Below are 15,850 nucleotides of genomic sequence, written 5' to 3'. Positions count from 1 at the left end.
GCCGCGAGGTGGACCAGGTGGTGGTGTGGCACATACCGCTCGGTGCCGGGCCCGGCCCGGACGGATATCCGCCCGCCCTCGAAGACCTCCTCGACGATGACGAGAAGGCGCGCGCACGCCGTGGGCAGCGCCCCGGCATGCGGCGCCGTTTCGTGATCGCGCACGCCGCCACCCGGATCATCGTCGGCGCGCAACTGGGCCGGGCACCGGACACGGTGCGCTTCGAGCGGGGCCGCTGGGGCAAGCCTGCCGTCGCGGGGGTGGAGCAGCCGCACTTCAACCTGTCGCACTCGGGAGACCTGGCCCTGCTCGCCCTGGCCCCCCGGCCGGTCGGCGTGGATGTGGAAGAGGCCCGCACGGACCTGGACGGCGCGCGCCTCGCCCGGCGCTTCTTCCCCGAAGAGGAACGGGAGTTGGTGGAGTCCGGCGGCCGGAACGCCTTCACCCGGCTATGGGTCAGGAAAGAGGCGTGCGTGAAGGCCGCCGGCGGCCGGCTCACTCAGGGAATGGGACTCCCTGTCGCCCACACCGACGCGCAGGTTATTGTGCGGCACTCCACCGGGCCGCTTCCCGGGCCCTGGAGAGTCGCTGATCTTCCGCTTCCAGAAGGGCGTGCGGGAGCCGTTGCATTGGTGGGCGAAAGGCCTTTTCATGTGTCGCTGAGGATGTGGCGTCCCATTCCGCAGGACACTCCGCCGAGCGAGACGCGGGGAGTTCTGCGGGAAGAAGCCGAGATCATGTCGGCCGGGGCGGTGTCAAGTAGACGAAACTCCCCTTTGGATCAACGTACTTGTACCCGTGATCAGGCGTCGGAGCGTCACTAGATTGAGAGCGTAAGAGCGCGCGGTAAAGACCGGCCGGAATCTTGAGCCAGGCCTGCGTCCCGCGATCCCGGGTATTTCGTTCGAGGAGGGGAAAGTAATCGTGGGAGGCAGGAACCTGATCACCAGGTCCGCGCGGTGGAGCGCCGTCCATCCGTGGTGGGCGATGACGCTCTGGGTGGTGTTCGTCCTGGGCGCGCTGGTGGTCGGTGGCATGACCGGCACCCGGTCGGCCACCGACTCGGACCTGGCCATCGGCCAGTCCGGCCGGTCGGCCGCCATCGCCAAGAGCGGGGGCCTTGAGGACCACGCGGTGGAGAACATCCTGGTCACGCCGTATCAGGGCAAGCTCGACCAGGACGCGGCGCGGGCGGCGGCCGATGACGCCGTGGCCGCGCTGAAGGACGCCAAGGACGTCGCCTCGATCGGCGAACCCGTCTCCGCCCCGGACGGTTCGGCCCTGCTGGTCCCGGTGACGCTCAAGGGCGACCCGGAGACCGCGGCCGACCGGGTGCAGCCGCTGCTCGACCGGCTGGACAAGGCCCGGCAGTCCCACACGGACGTACGCGTGGAACTCGTCGGTGCCGGTTCCATCAAGGCCGGGCTCGACGACATGCTGGCGAAGGACCTCACGAAGGCGACCGGTCTCAGCCTGCCGGTGACCCTGCTCGTCATGGTCTTCGTCTTCGGCGCGATCGTCGCCGCGAGCGTCCCCGTCGTCCTCGGCATCTCGTCGGTACTCGCCGGCCTCGGCCTGTGGGGTGTCGCCTCCCAACTCGTGCCCGACCCCGGCCCGGTGACCCACATCATCGTCCTGATGGGCATGGCCATCGGCGTCGACTACTCACTCTTCTATCTCAAGCGGCAGCGCGAGGAGCGCGCCCTCGGCGCCGGCAACATCGACGCCATCGAGATCGCCGCGGCCACCTCCGGCCACTCCGTGATGGTGTCGGGCCTGGTCGTCATGGTCTCCATGGGGGCGCTCTACCTCGCCGGGCACATCGCCTTCGAGTCGATGGCGACCGGAGCGGTGCTGGTCGTCGCCATCGCGATGCTCGCCTCGCTCACCGTCCTGCCGGCCATGCTGTCCAAGTTCGGCCGCTATCTGGACAAGCCGCGGGTGCCCCTGGTGTGGCGGCTCACGCAGAAGGGCGGCGTCAAGCCCCGACTGTGGTCGACGATGCTCAAGCCGTCCCTGCGCCACCCGGTCATCTCCCTCGTGCTCTCCGTCGGCGTGCTCCTGGCTCTCGCCCTGCCGGCTCTCGATCTGAAGCTCAAGGCCACGGGCATCGACGACCTGCCCAAGTCGATACCGGCGATGCAGGCCAACGAACGTCTGACCAAGTCCTTCCCGAGCCAGGCCGACACCCACACCGTCGCCGTGCAGGTGCCCGGCAAACGGACCGGCGAGCTGCGTGCCGCGGTGGCCGAGCTGGTCGACAAGGCCGAGCGGAACGACCTCTTCACGCACACCCCGCCGCCCGAGGTCCGTACGTCGAAGGACGGCACGGTCGCCACGGTCGCCGTCGGCACCCGCTTCAACAGCAGCTCCGAGAAGGCCCGGGAGTCCCTGTCCGTGCTGCGCGACGACATCGCGCCGCACACGGTCGGCAAGGTCGAGGGCGCCGACTTCGCGGTCGGCGGCAGCGATGTGGCGTATGACGTGGACTACCGCGCGAACGTCGTCGAGAAAATGCCCTGGGTGCTCGGCGTCGCGCTGCTGCTGACCTTCCTGGTCATGGCCATCGCCTTCAGGTCGCTCATGCTCGCCCTGATCACGGTGGTCCTCAACGTCCTGTCCGCGGTCGCCTCGTTCGGTCTGCTCGCGCTGATCTTCCAGCGGACCTGGGCGGAGGGCATCCTCGGCTTCGAGTCCACGGGCCGGGTGGTGGCCTGGCTGCCGCTGATGCTCTTCGTGATCCTGCTGGGTCTGTCGATGGACTACCACGTCTTCGTCGTCAGCCGGATCAGGGAGGCGGCGCGCGGCGGGCTGTCCATCCGGGACGCCGTCGAACAGGGCATCACGCGGACGGCGGGCGTGGTGACGAGCGCCGCGGTGGTGATGGTCTGTGTGTTCGCGCTGCTCGCCTCGTTGAACTTCATCGAGATGAAGCAGATGGGCGTCGGCATGGCGTGCGCGGTGTTCCTGGACGCCACGCTCATCCGGATCGTCGTCCTGCCGGCCGTGGTCACCCTGCTCGGCTGGAAGACCTGGTGGCCCTCGCGGCTCGCGCGCCAGGACGAGTCGCGGCCGGCACGCATCCCGGCCGCGGTGGCGGAGCGAACTCCCGCTCCATGACCGTTTTTTGATCCTCGCGAGAATTTCTTCCGGTGGCTGTGGGGAGGGCTTCGGCCCTCCCCACAGCCACTTTTGCGTGCTCTTCGCTCGCCGTACGGCTTGTACGTCGCGTGTTCAACTTGTGATTGCTGTGGCTGAAAGTGGTGGGAGTTGTAGACTCGCGTCTGCGTTCGCCGGGTGCCTTTCGGCGTGCGCATCGGGGGAGCGGGTGGACCAGGGGGGGTCATGGGCGATGACAACGAGGTGCCCTCGGCGCGTTGGCAGATCGAGCTCGCTCGGGTGGGGACCCTCTCCGAACGGGAGACCCAGGTCTTCGGCTTGTTGGGGGCGGGCCATTCCAACCGTGGTATCGCTGCCCGGCTCCACGTCACGGAGCGCACCGTAAAGGCTCATGTCGCGGCCATTCTGGCCAAGCTGGAAGTGGAATCCCGACTTCAGGTGGGTCTGGTGGCCCAGGCGCATCAGCTCATGTACGAAGGTACAGTGCCGAATCGCCCCACCGTGACAGATAATTGACCGGTTAGGGGTTTACTCCCAGGGCTTCCCTCTGTCAGACCGGGCGGAACAGTCGACCACTGTCCTGTGTGCCGGGTGCGACATCGCGAGGTGGGATTAAGACTTCAATTCTTAGCTAGGGGACGAGAATTGGTACACATCTCCATATTGGGCCCGCTGCTGATCGGGGACGGTCGTCGGACCGTCGGCATGCGGGCCAAGAAGAACCGCGTCATGCTCGCGATGCTGGCGTTGAACTGCAACCTGGTGGTCGCATTCGACGAACTCATCGACGAACTGTGGGGTGAAACCACGCTCAAGAACGCGCGGAACGCCCTGCACGCGAACGTCAAGCGCATGCGCCAGTCGCTGGGGGAACTGGGGCTCGACGGACCTGACCAAGTGCATATCCGTACGGTGGACAACGGCTACATACTGGAGGCTCCTGAGGGCACGCTGGACGCGTACCGCTTTCTGCGTACGGCGGAGAAGGGCGCGAGTCTGGTCGAACAGCGGCCGCACGAGGCCATGGATCTGTTGCGCGAGTCCCTCTCCATGTGGCGGGGCCCGGCTCTGCTCGACGCCAGCGACGGACCCCGGTGCAGGGCCGTGGCGCTCCGTCTCGACGAACAGCGCAAGACCGCGAAGGAAGACCTCATCGCGGCTCAGCTCCAGGCCGGCGAAGCGGGGGTCGTCGTCGCCGAGTTGAAGCAGTTGCTCGCGCAGTATCCGGAGCGTGAGCGGTTCAGCGAGCAGCTGATGATCGCTCTGTACCGCTCCGGGCGGCAGTCGGAGGCCGTCGACATCTTCCACCGCACGCGCAAGTGGCTCGACGACGAGCTGGGGCTCAAGCCGAGCCGCCGGCTGCACCACCTCTACCAGGCGATTCTGATGCAGGACCCTTCGCTCTGACCGCCGTGTGACAGCGGTTCGGCCGCTTCGTGGCGCCGGCAGCTCCTTATCGGGCTGCCGGCGCCTTCGCGTTTCAGCGACGGGCCGGTTCAGCGACGGGCCAGCGCCGAGTCGATCAGTGCCCCGATGTGCTGGGCGGCCCGCGGCGCGAGCATCTCTTCGTGGCCGCACGGCACGTCGTGCACGGTGAGCGGCCCGTCCAGGTGCGGACGCCAGCGCTGCGCCAGTTCGGTGTCCGGGGCCTGCTGCCCTCCCGTGGCGGCGAAGAGCGTGAGGGGGCCCTTGAAGCGTCCGGGCGTGAACCCCGTCGCCAGATCGGTGTGATGCCGCATGACGGCCATAAGGCGGCGCAGGTCCTCTTCACTGATCTCGGCACCCTTGGCGTGGTGTGCGAGGAACGCGGCGCGGATCTCCTCGTCGGAGGGGCTCGGGTCGTGCGGGGCCACGGGATAGACGTCCAGCGCCGCGAGGAACGCGACCTCTTCGCCCGCCGCCTGGAGCTGTACGCCCATCTCGTGCGCGACCAGGCCGCCGAAGGACCAGCCGAGAAGGTGGTAGGGCCCTTGGGGCTGCACCTGCTTGACGCGGTCGAGGTAGGCCGCCGCGAGCGCCGGAATGTCCCGCGGCCGGTCCCAACCATCCGCGTCCGCCGCGATGCCGTCGGACTGCAGGGCGTACAGGGGCCGGTCCACGTCGATGTGCGGCGCAAGCCCCGCGTACGGCAACCCGAAGCCGACGCCTCCGTGAACGCAGAAGAGAGGGGCGGCGGTGCCGGTGGGGCGGATGGGGAGGAGGGGCAGCAGGGGGGCTTGCGGGACGGTCGTGGTGGGGGCGGAGGGTACTGAGAGGGCGGAGGGGCGGGCGGCTGCTGCGAGGGTCGCCACCGTTTTGTGGGTGAAGATGTCGGCCAGCGAGAGGGTGAGTCCCGCCTTTTCGGCGCGGCTCACGATCTGTACCGTGCGCAGGCTGTCCCCGCCCAGGGCGAAGAAGTCCCCGTCGGCGTCCACTTCTTCCAGGCCCAGGATCTCGCGGAAGACGTCGGCCAGGATCTGTTCCGCGGGCGTCCGTGGTGCGCGCCCGGGGGCAGGGGCCGCGGTGGCGTTCGTCGTGGGCGCGGGCAGGGCCCGGGTGTCGAGCTTGCCGTTCGCCGTCAGCGGCAGCGCGGGCAGGGTCACCAGTGCCGCGGGCACCATGTGTGCGGGCAGGGACTCCGCGACGTACGCCCGCAGGACGGGCACGTCGACGGCGGCGACGCCGGGCACGGGCACGAGGTACCCGGTCAGCTGCGGTTCGCCGGTCGGCGACGGCGTGAGGACGACGGCGGCCTGGGCGACCACCGGATGGCGGACGAGGGCGGCCTCGACCTCGCCCGGCTCGATGCGGAAGCCGCGGAGTTTGACCTGGTGGTCGACGCGGCCGAGGAAATCGAGGGTGCCGTCGGGCCGCCACCGCACGAGGTCACCGGTCCGGTACATGCGCGCGCCGGACGGCCCGTACGGGTCCGCGACAAAGCGTTCCGCCGTGGTGGCGGGGCGGCCCAGATATCCGTGGGCGAGGACGTCACCGGCGATGTACAGCTCGCCGGTGACACCGACGGGCGCCGGGGAGAAGGCCGCGTCGAGGACGTACACCCGTACGTTGTCCAGGGGGCGCCCGATCGGCGGCCTGCCGCCGGTGCCGGCGGCCAGCGGCTCGCTCCAGGTGGCGCAGACCGAGGTCTCGGTCGGCCCGTAGGCGTTGCGCAGCGGTGTGCCCTGGCGGGCGAGCCGCTCGGTCACGGCGGGCGGACAGGCCTCACCGGCGACGAGCAGGCAGAGATCGTCGGGGAGCGCGGCCGTGGCCGGGAAGCCGGCGACGACGGTGGGCGGCAGGACCGCGTGGTTGATGCCGTGCTCCGTGATCAGACCGGCCAGGAGTTCCGGGGAGAGTCTGCTCTCGGTGGTGGCGAGGACGAGCGTGCCGCCGGAGAAGAGCGAGGCGCACATCTCCCACACGCTGGCGTCGAAGCTGAACGAGGCGAACTGCAGGACGTGCGTGCCGGGCCCGGCCCCCAGGCCGGTCCGGTGGTTGGCGGCCAAATTGGCCACGCCCGCGTGGGGCACGACGACGCCCTTGGGCCGGCCTGTCGAGCCCGAGGTGTAGATGACGTACGCGGTGTCGTGCGGGGTCAGCGGGCGGGTGCGGTCGCCGTCGGTGGGGTCGGTGCCGGGCCGGTCGCAGAGCTGCGCCGACGTACGCGGGTCGTCCACGACGAGACAGGCGGCGCCGCCGGGCGGCACGGGGAGGCCGTCGACGGCCGCCGCGCTGGTCAGGACCTCGGCGGGCGCCGCGTCCCCGAGCATGTACGCGATGCGCTCGGCGGGGTAGTCCGGGTCGACGGGCAGATAGGCCGCGCCGGTCTTGAGGACGGCGAGCACCGCGACGACCATCCGGGCGGACCGTGGCAGGGCCAGGGCGACCAGGTCGCCCGGCCCGACACCGCGCCGGAGGAGGAGGTGGGCGAGCTGGTTGGCCTGGGTGTTGAGTTCGGCGTACGTGAGGTGGGCGGGCCCGGCCGGGTCGTGGTCGGGCGCGATCAACGCCGGGTGGTCCGGGGTCCGGGCCGCGTGGGCCTCGAAGAGGGACACGAGGGTGACCGGCGGCTGCGGGTGGGGGCGTCCGTTCCAGACCGTGAGGAGCGTGTGGCGCTCCTCGGGGGTGAGCAGGGCCAGCGAGCTGAGCGGGGCGTCGGGGGTGCGGGCCGCGGCATCGAGGAGGGTGGCGAACGTCTGCGCGATGCGGGCCGCCGTCGCCTCGGTGAACAGGTCCTCGCTGTACTCCACAAGGATGTCCAGGCCGCCGGGGGTGCCGTCCGCGGCCGTCCGCTCCGTCACCTGGAAGGAGAGGTCGAACTTGGCCGTGACCGTGCCGACCGGCTCGACCGCGGCCGTGAGCCCCGGCAGGGCGGGCAGCGGGTCCGTGCTGTTCTGGAACGCCAGCATGACCTGGAAGAGGGGGTGGCGGGACAGTGAGCGGGCCGGGTTGAGCTCCTCGACGAGGTGCTCGAAGGGCAGCTCGGCGTGGGCGTACGCCGTCAGGTCGCTCTCGCGCACCCGGGAGAGGAGAGTGCTGAACGAGGGGTCGCCGCTGGTGTCGGCGCGCAGGACGAGCGTATTGACGAAGAACCCGACCAGATCGCGGACCGCCTCGTCCGTGCGCCCCGCGACGGGGCTGCCCAGCGGAATGTCGGTGCCCGCGCCCAGACGGGTCAGGAGGGCGGCGAGCCCGGCGTGGACGGTCATGAAGAGGCTGGCCGTGCCGCGCCGCGCGAGTTCCACCAGACGGGCGTGGGTCTCGGCGGGCACCGCGCACGCGACGTTCTTGCCGCGATGGCCGGCCCGCGCGGGGCGCGGGAAGTCGGCGGGCAGATCCAGCTCCTCCGGGAGACCCGCCAACGCCTCGCGCCAGTGCGCCAGTTCCGCCGTGAGCAGGCTGTCCGGGTCGTCCTTGGCGCCGAGCAGCTCCCGCTGCCACAGGGCGTGGTCCGCGTACTGCACGGGGAGCGGCTCCCACCGCGGTGCGCCGCCCGCGAGCCGGGCCCGGTAGGCGGCCGTCAGATCACGGGCGAGCGGCCCGAGCGACCAGCCGTCCGCGGCGATGTGGTGCACGGTCAGCGCGAGTACGTGGGAGTCGGCGCCCAGGGTGAACAGCCGGGCGCGGATGGGGGCGTGGGCCGACAGGTCGAAGGGGTGGGCGGCCTCGGCGGCGAGGGCCGCGGTGAGAGCGGACTCGCCGCCGGGCAGGTGCACCTGCTCCAGGCGGGCACCCGCCTCGTCCGCCTCCTCGGCGGAGAGGAGCAGCTGCGCGGGGAGCCCGTCCGCCTCGGCGAAGACGGTGCGCAGACTTTCGTGCCGGGCGACCACATCGCGTACCGCTTCCGTCATCGCCGCGGTGTCGAGCGGGCCGGAGAGTCGGACGGCCAGGGGGATGTTGTACGTGCCGGAGGCGCCGTCCATCCGGCTCAGGAACCACAGGCGTTCCTGTGCGTAGGAGAGGGGGAGGGTGGAGGGGCGGTGGGGGGTGGGGCGGAGGGGTGGGCGGGGGGTGGCGGGTGGCTTTGGCTTTGGCGGGGTGGGTGTGTCTGGTGAAGCTGCTGTGCCTGGTGTGCCTGGTGCCGTCGGCAGTGTGCGGGCCAGGGCCTGTGCGGTGCGGGCGTCGAACAGGGACCGCACCGGGACGTCCACGCCCAGGGTCGCGCGCAGCCGGTTGGCGACGCGGATCGCGGACAGCGAGTGACCGCCCAGGGCGAAGAAGTCGTCGTCGGCGCCGATCCGCTCCAGGCCGAGCACCTCCGCGAAGACCGCGCACAGCAGCTCCTCGCGTGCTCCCGCCGGCGCCCTGCCCGTCCCCGCCCGCTCGCCGGGCGGCGCGGGAAGCGCCTTGCGGTCGATCTTGCCGTTCGGGGTGAGGGGCAGGACGTCCAGGGGAACGTACACGGCAGGGACCATGTGCTTGGGCAACACCGCGGACGCGCGCTCCCGCAGCCGGTCACGGTCGGTCCCTGCCGGTACGACATAGGCGACCAGGCGGGTGTCCCCGCCGTGGTCGGCGCGGGCCGTGACGACGGCCTGCTGGACACCGGGCTGCGCGCCGAGCACGGACTCGATCTCGCCGAGCTCGATCCGGTAGCCGCGGATCTTGACCTGGTGGTCGCTGCGCCCCGCGTACTCCAGGGCGGTGCCCGTCGGCTCCCAGCGGACGATGTCCCCGGTGCGGTACATGCGCGTGCCGCGGGGCCCGAACGGGTCGGCGACGAAGCGCTCCGCGGTCAGGCCCGGCCGGCCCAGATACCCGCGTGCGAGCCCGGACCCGGCGATGTACAGCTCACCGAAGGCGCCGTCGGGCACGGGGCGCAGGGCCTGGTCGAGGACGTAGACGCGGGTGTTGATGAGGGGGGCGCCGATGGGGGGTGGCGTGGGGTCGGACGGGGGGTTGGACGGGGGGTTGGACGGGGGGTTCGGCGTGCGGGGCGCGTCCGGTGTCAGGGACGCGGCCGTCGACCAGATGGTGGTCTCCGTCGGGCCGTACACGTTGGTCACGGACGCGCAGTGCTCGGTGAGCGCGCGGGCGAGTGGACCGGGCAGTGCCTCGCCGCCCACCAGGGCGTGCACGCGGGACAGTTGGGGGCCGTGGTCGGTGACGAGGGGCTGCCAGAGGCTGGGCGTGGCCTGCATCAGGGTGGCACCGAGCCCCGTGACGGCGGCGGCCAGGGCGGCAGGGTCGCGCACGGTCTCCCGGTCGGCGACGAGCAGCTCCGCACCGGCCGCGAGCGGCACGAACAGCTCCAGGTTGGCGATGTCGAAGCCGAAGGTCGTGACCGCGAGGAACCGGTCGGCGGGAGTCACCCCGAAGCGCCGGCGCATGTCGTGGACCAGGTTGGTGAGAGCACCGTGCGGCACGACGACACCCTTGGGCCGGCCTGTCGACCCCGAGGTGTAGATGACGTAGGCCGGGTGGTCGGCCCGCGGGGGTGGGATGGGGGCGGACAGGCGGAGGGCCTCGGTGCCTTTCGGGTCGCCGGGGGCGGTTGGGTCGCCGGGGGCGTCTGGGGTGCCGGGGGCGCCCAGGTGACCGGAGCCGCCCAGGGCACTAGGGGCGCCCAGGTGACCGCTGGCGTCCGGGGCGACGACGGCATCCGGGGCGACGACGGCGCTCAGATGACCGCTGGCATCCGGGGTGACCATGGCGTCCGGGTCGTCGAGGACCCACAGCCGGCCCGTGCTCGACTCGACCCCCTCGGCGAGGAGTTCGCGGACGCGGCGATGGGTGAGCGTCACTACCGGCGCGGCGTCCGCCAGCATGTAGTGGAGGCGGTCGGCGGGGTAGTCGGGGTCGAGCGGAAGGTAGGCCGCGCCGGACTTGAGTACGGCCAGGGCGGCGACGACCAGGTCGCAGGACCGGTCGAGCGCTATGGCCACCACACGGTCCGGACCCGCGCCCGCCGCGCGCAGGGCGTGGGCCATCCGGTCGGCCCGCGCGTGCAGCTCGCGGTGGCTGAGGCGCTCGTCGCCGCAGGTGACGGCGGGCGCGTCGGGGGTGTGGACGGACCACTCCTCCAGGAGCGGCGCCAGCCAGTGCCCGGGCAGCTCCGCTGCGGTGTCGTTGCGTACGTCGACCACGTGCGCCCGCTCCGCCCGGTCCAGGACGTCGAGGCGTCCGCACGGCACGTCGGGCCGGTTGACGGCGGACTCCAGGAGCCGCGCGAAGCGGCGTCCGATGCGGTGCGCCTCGGCGCGCGGAACGCGGGCGGGGACGTGGTTGACGGTAAGCCCGAGGGGCGTACCGGGGAAGACCGTGAGGGTCACCGGGTAGTGGGTGGCGGAGCGGATGTCGACGCCGGTCACCCGAGGGCTCGCGTCCGTGGTGAGCGGCAGCTGCCCTATCGGATAGTTCTGGAACATCAGGGCGGTGTCGAAGAGCTCACCGCGTACGGAGGTGAGCTGCTGGACCTCCGCCAGCGTCAGGTGCTCGTGCGGCAGCAGCTCGGCCTGGCCCCGCTGTACGGCGGCGAAGAGCTCGGCCGGTGTGCGGGACGGGTCCACGTGGACGGGAACGGGAAGCGTGTTGGCGAACAGGCCCACCATGTGCTCGACATCCGGGATCTGCGCCGGTCTGCCCGATGTCACGGCGCCGAACACCACCGTGTCCTGGCCGGTCAGCCGCGACAGGAGCAGGGCCCAGCAGCCCTGCACCACCGCGTTGACGGTCAGGCCACGGGAGCGGGCGAACTGGATGAGGGCGGTGGAGACTTCGGGCGTGAGGTCGACCGGGACCTGTTCGGGCAGCGCCCCTCGCCCCTCGACCCGGACGCCGTCTCCGTTTCCGTTCCCGTCTCCGTTCCCGTCTCCGTTCCAGTTCCCCTCTCCGTTCCAGTTCCCCTCTCCGTCTCCGTCTCCGCCACCGATGGCGGGGACGAGCCGCGTCGGTTCCGACACGTCGGCCAGGGCCCCGGCCCATGCCTGCCGGGCCGCCTCCTTGTCCTGGGCGTCGAGCCAGGACAGGTGGGCGCGGTAGGGGGCGGAGGAGGGATCCTCCCGCACCACGGAGGCGGGCTCGGCCGGGCCGGAGGCGAACCGGCGCGCCAGTTCGGCCAGTTCGCGGACCAGCTCCGCCATCGACCACCCGTCGACCAGGATGTGGTGCACCGTCCACACCAACCGGCAGCGCCCGCCGCCCGCCCTGATCAGCGTGAAGCGGTGCAGAGGTGGACGTGACAGATCGAAGCGGCGCAGACGATCCTCCTCGGCCACGAGGTCGAGCCGCGCCGGAAGGTCGGCCTCCGCCACCGCAGGCGTCCCGCCCTCCACGGCGCTCATCTCCACCTCCCGCCACGGAAGCTCCACCGAGGCGGGAATCACCTGGATCGTCTCGCCGCTCTTCCGATGGCGGAAGCACGCCTTCAAATTCGGGTGCCGGTCCAGCAGCGCCCCCGCCGCGCCCCGCAGCGCGCTGACGTCGGAGTCGGTCATCTCCTCGAAGTCCACCACCAGCTGAATGGTGTAGACGTCCGTTCCCTCGCGGTCGTACTCGGAAAGAAAGAGCAGACCCTGTTGCAAAGGCGAGAGCGGAAGTACTTCACTGATGGCGGACGGGCGATTCAAGCCGTGCTCCTCACGGAAGAGCCAGATACGCGGAATTCGACGACAATTTCCGATGACACTGACCGGCAACTGACCATCAGCTGACGTCCCGCTGACGAAACCTGCCGGGCACCGCCTCCGGCCTGCGGCGCCGGGCCCGTCATCAGTCCGTCAGCCCCTCGTCAGCGCGCGGGGGGAGTGTGCACGGCGAGGCTAATTCGTTACCGAAGGCCAGGAGTCGTCAGTGCCGGTTATATCCGCGTCGCATGAATTCGATGTCAGCGACCTCTTCGTGAATCTGCAGCCGTTCTTCGGACGCCGTCTCTTTCTGAAGGTCGAGGGATTCAACTTCGCCGGATCCATCAAGCTGAAGGCGGCCCGCGAGATGGTCGCCCAGGCCGAGGCCGCCGGCGCCCTCGGCCCCGGCTCGACCCTGGTGGAGTCCTCGTCGGGGAACATGGGAGTCGCCCTGAGCGTGCTGGCCGCCAGCAAGGGCTTCAAGTTCCTGTGCGTGACCGATTCCCGCTGCAACGCCGTGACCCGCCGCACCATGGAGTCGTACGGCGCCGAGGTCCACGTCGTCACCGAGCCGCACGAGACCGAGGGCTTCCTCGGCGCGCGGATCCGCCACGTCAAGGCGCTGCTGGCCGCCGACGAGAAGAAGGTCTGGCTCAACCAGTATCTGAGCCCCGGCAACTGGATGGCCCACTACCGGACCACCGCACCGGCCATCGCCCGCCAGTTCCCCGACCTGAACGTCCTGTTCATCGGCGCAGGCACCACGGGCACCCTGATGGGCTGCGCCCGCTACTTCCGTGAGCGGCGCCCCTCGGTGCGGGTGGTCGCCGTCGACAGCGTCGGCTCCGTCACCTTCGGCGGCCCCGCGGCCACCCGGCACATCCCGGGTCTGGGCACCAGCGTGCGGCCCGCGCTCCTCGAGGAGTCCCTGGTCGACGACACGGTCCATGTCGCGGAGGCGGACACCGTCCGCACCTGCCGAGAGCTGATGCGCCACGGATTCCTCTTCGGCGGCTCCACGGGCACCGTCGTGACCGGCTCGCTGCGCTGGCTCTCGGAGAATTACGGGGACGGTGCCGGAGGCGTGCGCGACGAGGTGACCGCCGTGACCATTTCGCCGGACCTGGGCGAGCGCTATATGGACACCGTCTACCACGATGACTGGGTACGGAATTCACTCGGTCCCGGAATTCTCGCGGCGGAGGGTGCGGAGTCTTCGATCACCGGGGCGTCCAGTAAGGCCGGCGCGGCCGGCGCGGAATTCGGTGCCGGATTCGAAACGATTTCTGCCTGAGTGACTGAGTGACTGAACTCCTGAGTGACTGAGTGACTGAGTGGCAGTAGCGGGTCCGGAATCGGGACAGGGCTGAGGCCGAGAATGACGGGGAAGAAAGAAATGACGACCAAGCGAGGCGCTGTCCTCCCGCTCACCGCGGCACAGGCCGAGATCTGGTTCGACGAGCAGTTCACCGCCGGACCGCTCGCCTACAACATGGCCGACTACATCGACCTGCGCGGCCCGCTCGACACCGAGCTGCTCGGGCGGGCGCTCCAGCGCCTCGGCCACGAGGCCGAGGGACTGCGCGTGCAGTTCGTCGAGGAGTCGGGCGCCCCCGGTCAGATCGTGCGGCCGCTCGCCCAACTCCCCCTCAAGACTCTCGACTTCAGCGGCGAGGACGAGCCGCTCGCCGCCGCCGAACAGTGGATGCGCGCCGATCACGCCGAGCCCATGAAGGTCACCGACTTCCCGCTGTTCCGCGGCGCGCTCATCGCCCTGGGCCCCGAGCACCATCTGCTCTACCTCTGCATGCACCACATCCTTGCCGACGGTTTCAGCCGCGCGCTCCTGTACCCGAAGCTCGCCTCCCTCTACACCCGGCTCGCCGCAGGCAGCACCGAGCCGGAACTCGACGGCGACGCCATCCCGCCCTTCCACCGCCTCCTGGACGCCGAGCGCGAGTACCTGGACTCGCCGAGGGTCGAGCGGGACCGCGCCTACTGGACCGGACGCCTCACCGCCGGCAGCCACGGGCGGGCGCCGGAACTCGTCTCCCTCTCCGCCCAGGAGCCCGCCCGGGGACGCGGCGCGCTGCGGCACACCTCCCGCCTCGGCGCCGAGGACACCGACGCGCTGCGCGCCATGGCCGCGGACGGCAAGGTCACCATGCCCGTCCTGATGGTCGCCGCGATGGCCGCCTACGCGCAGCGCGTGACCGGCGTCGCCGAACCGCTGCTCACCCTTCCGGTGACCGGCCGCGTCGGCGCCGTCAGCCGTGAGATCCCCGGCATGCTCGCCAACTACCTGCCCCTCGCCGTACGCGTACGCCCGGAGATGACCCGCCGCCAACTCCTGCGCCAGGCATGGGTGGAGGTGTCGGGCGCCCTCAAGCACCAGCGCTACCGGGGCGACCGGATCCGCCGTGACATCGGCCTGCACATCGACGACCGGCGCGCCTTCGGGCCGTTCATCAACGTCCTCAACCAGGACCCGCAGCTCGCCTTCGGCGACAACTGCCGCGGCACGGTGATCAACCTCTCCACCGGCATCGTCAACGACCTCATCATGACCGTCCTCAACACGGCCGACGGCGCGATGGAGATCCACCTCGACGGCAACCCCGAGCTGTACGACTCGGCGGAACTCGCCACGCACCTCGCCCGCTTCAAGGCCTTTCTGTCCGAGCTCGCGGCGATGCCCGCCGACCGGCCCCTCGGCCAGGCCGGTCTGGGTGCGCCCGGTGAGCCCCTCGGGGTGCTCGGCGCCTGGGACCCGGCCGCCGAGCGGGATGCGTACGAAGGGCTCGTCGAGCGAGTGCGGGCCGTGGCGGCGCGCACGCCCGACGCCGTGGCCGTGTCCGACGGCACGCACCGTGTCACCTACCGCGATCTGGTGACACGGGCCGCGGGCGTCGCCTCCCGCCTGGGCACCGCGCGGATCGCCACCGGTTCGGTGGTGGCGATGCTGGCCGACCCGGGTGTGCCGTTCGTGGCGGGTGTGCTGGGTGTGCTGGGTGCGGGCGGCGCGTATCTGCCGCTGGACCCGGCCGCGCCGGTGGCCCGTAACGCCGCTCTGCTGAAGGACAGCGGGGCCCGCTTCCTCCTCGTGGACAGCGCGTACCGCGAGACGGCGGCCGCGCTCATAGCGACGGACGGGGACGAAGACAGGCCGGATCTGACCGCTCTTCCGCTCACCGAGGCATCCGACGCCGCCTGCACCGCAGAACTCCCCTGCGTCGGGGGCGGTTTGGATCTGGCGTATGTGATGTTCACGTCCGGTTCCACGGGTCGCCCCAAGGGGGCGATGGTCCAGCGGTCGGGCATGGTCAACCACCTGTGGGCGAAGGTCGGCGACCTCGACCTGGCGGCCGGGGAGACGGTGGTGCAGAACGCCCCGCTGACCTTCGACGTCTCGGTGTGGCAGATGCTCGCCCCGCTCGTAGTGGGCGGCCAGGTACGCGTATCAGGCATCGAGATGGCCGCCGACCCCACCGCCCTCTTCGCGATGGTGCGTACGGAACACGTCGCGGTACTCGAAGTGGTGCCCTCGCTGCTCCGGGCTGCCCTGGACGCCTGGGACGTCGAGGGGGCTGGCCCCGAACTGCCCTCCCTGCGCTGGCTGATGGTCACCGGCGAGGCACTGCCCGCCGACCTGTGCGAGCGGTGGCACGCCCACTACCCGCACATAC

7 protein-coding genes are annotated in these 15,850 nt (G+C 71.0%); 6 read left to right on the top strand and 1 reads right to left on the bottom strand.

Annotated elements, in window-relative coordinates; genetic code table 11:
* Positions 1-17: 17 nt before the first annotated feature.
* From ACWDVB_RS36925 to ACWDVB_RS36910, 4 genes are all read left to right on the top strand, one after another.
* Entirely contained in the window at positions 18-824 is an 807-nt protein-coding gene (locus ACWDVB_RS36925) for a 4'-phosphopantetheinyl transferase family protein (protein WP_451612034.1), read from the top strand.
* Between the two features lie 100 nt (positions 825-924).
* Positions 925-3,120: an MMPL family transporter gene (locus ACWDVB_RS36920; protein WP_451519329.1), complete on the top strand. Its 2,196-nt coding sequence runs from the start codon at positions 925-927 to the stop codon at positions 3,118-3,120.
* A 225-nt stretch (positions 3,121-3,345) separates the two neighbouring features.
* Positions 3,346-3,636 carry a response regulator transcription factor gene (locus tag ACWDVB_RS36915; protein WP_451519330.1) on the top strand — a complete coding sequence of 97 codons (291 nt, stop codon included), beginning with the start codon at positions 3,346-3,348 and terminating at the stop codon, positions 3,634-3,636.
* 129 nt (positions 3,637-3,765) lie between these two features.
* On the top strand, positions 3,766-4,527 hold the full coding sequence (locus ACWDVB_RS36910) for an AfsR/SARP family transcriptional regulator (RefSeq protein WP_451612033.1): 762 nt from the start codon (positions 3,766-3,768) through the stop codon (positions 4,525-4,527).
* Between the two features lie 89 nt (positions 4,528-4,616).
* Here ACWDVB_RS36910 and ACWDVB_RS36905 read toward each other — a convergent pair whose 3' ends face one another.
* The gene (locus ACWDVB_RS36905) at positions 4,617-12,167 is read right to left on the bottom strand and encodes an amino acid adenylation domain-containing protein (protein ID WP_451519332.1); all 7,551 of its coding nucleotides are present in this window, start codon (positions 12,165-12,167) and stop codon (positions 4,617-4,619) included.
* Positions 12,168-12,390: 223 nt separating this feature from the next.
* Here ACWDVB_RS36905 and sbnA point away from each other — a divergent pair, with 223 nt between their 5' ends.
* Positions 12,391-13,458: a 2,3-diaminopropionate biosynthesis protein SbnA gene (gene sbnA, locus ACWDVB_RS36900; RefSeq protein WP_451519333.1), complete on the top strand. Its 1,068-nt coding sequence runs from the start codon at positions 12,391-12,393 to the stop codon at positions 13,456-13,458.
* 102 nt (positions 13,459-13,560) lie between these two features.
* Positions 13,561-15,850, top strand: a 2,290-nt coding sequence (locus ACWDVB_RS36895) for a condensation domain-containing protein (protein WP_451612032.1), incomplete at its 3' end; no start/stop codon positions are given.

This window comes from Streptomyces sp. NPDC003379, assembly GCF_053589195.1.
Note: the sequence above shows the minus strand (reverse complement) of the source record. Positions and strands in the feature narration are given on the sequence as shown.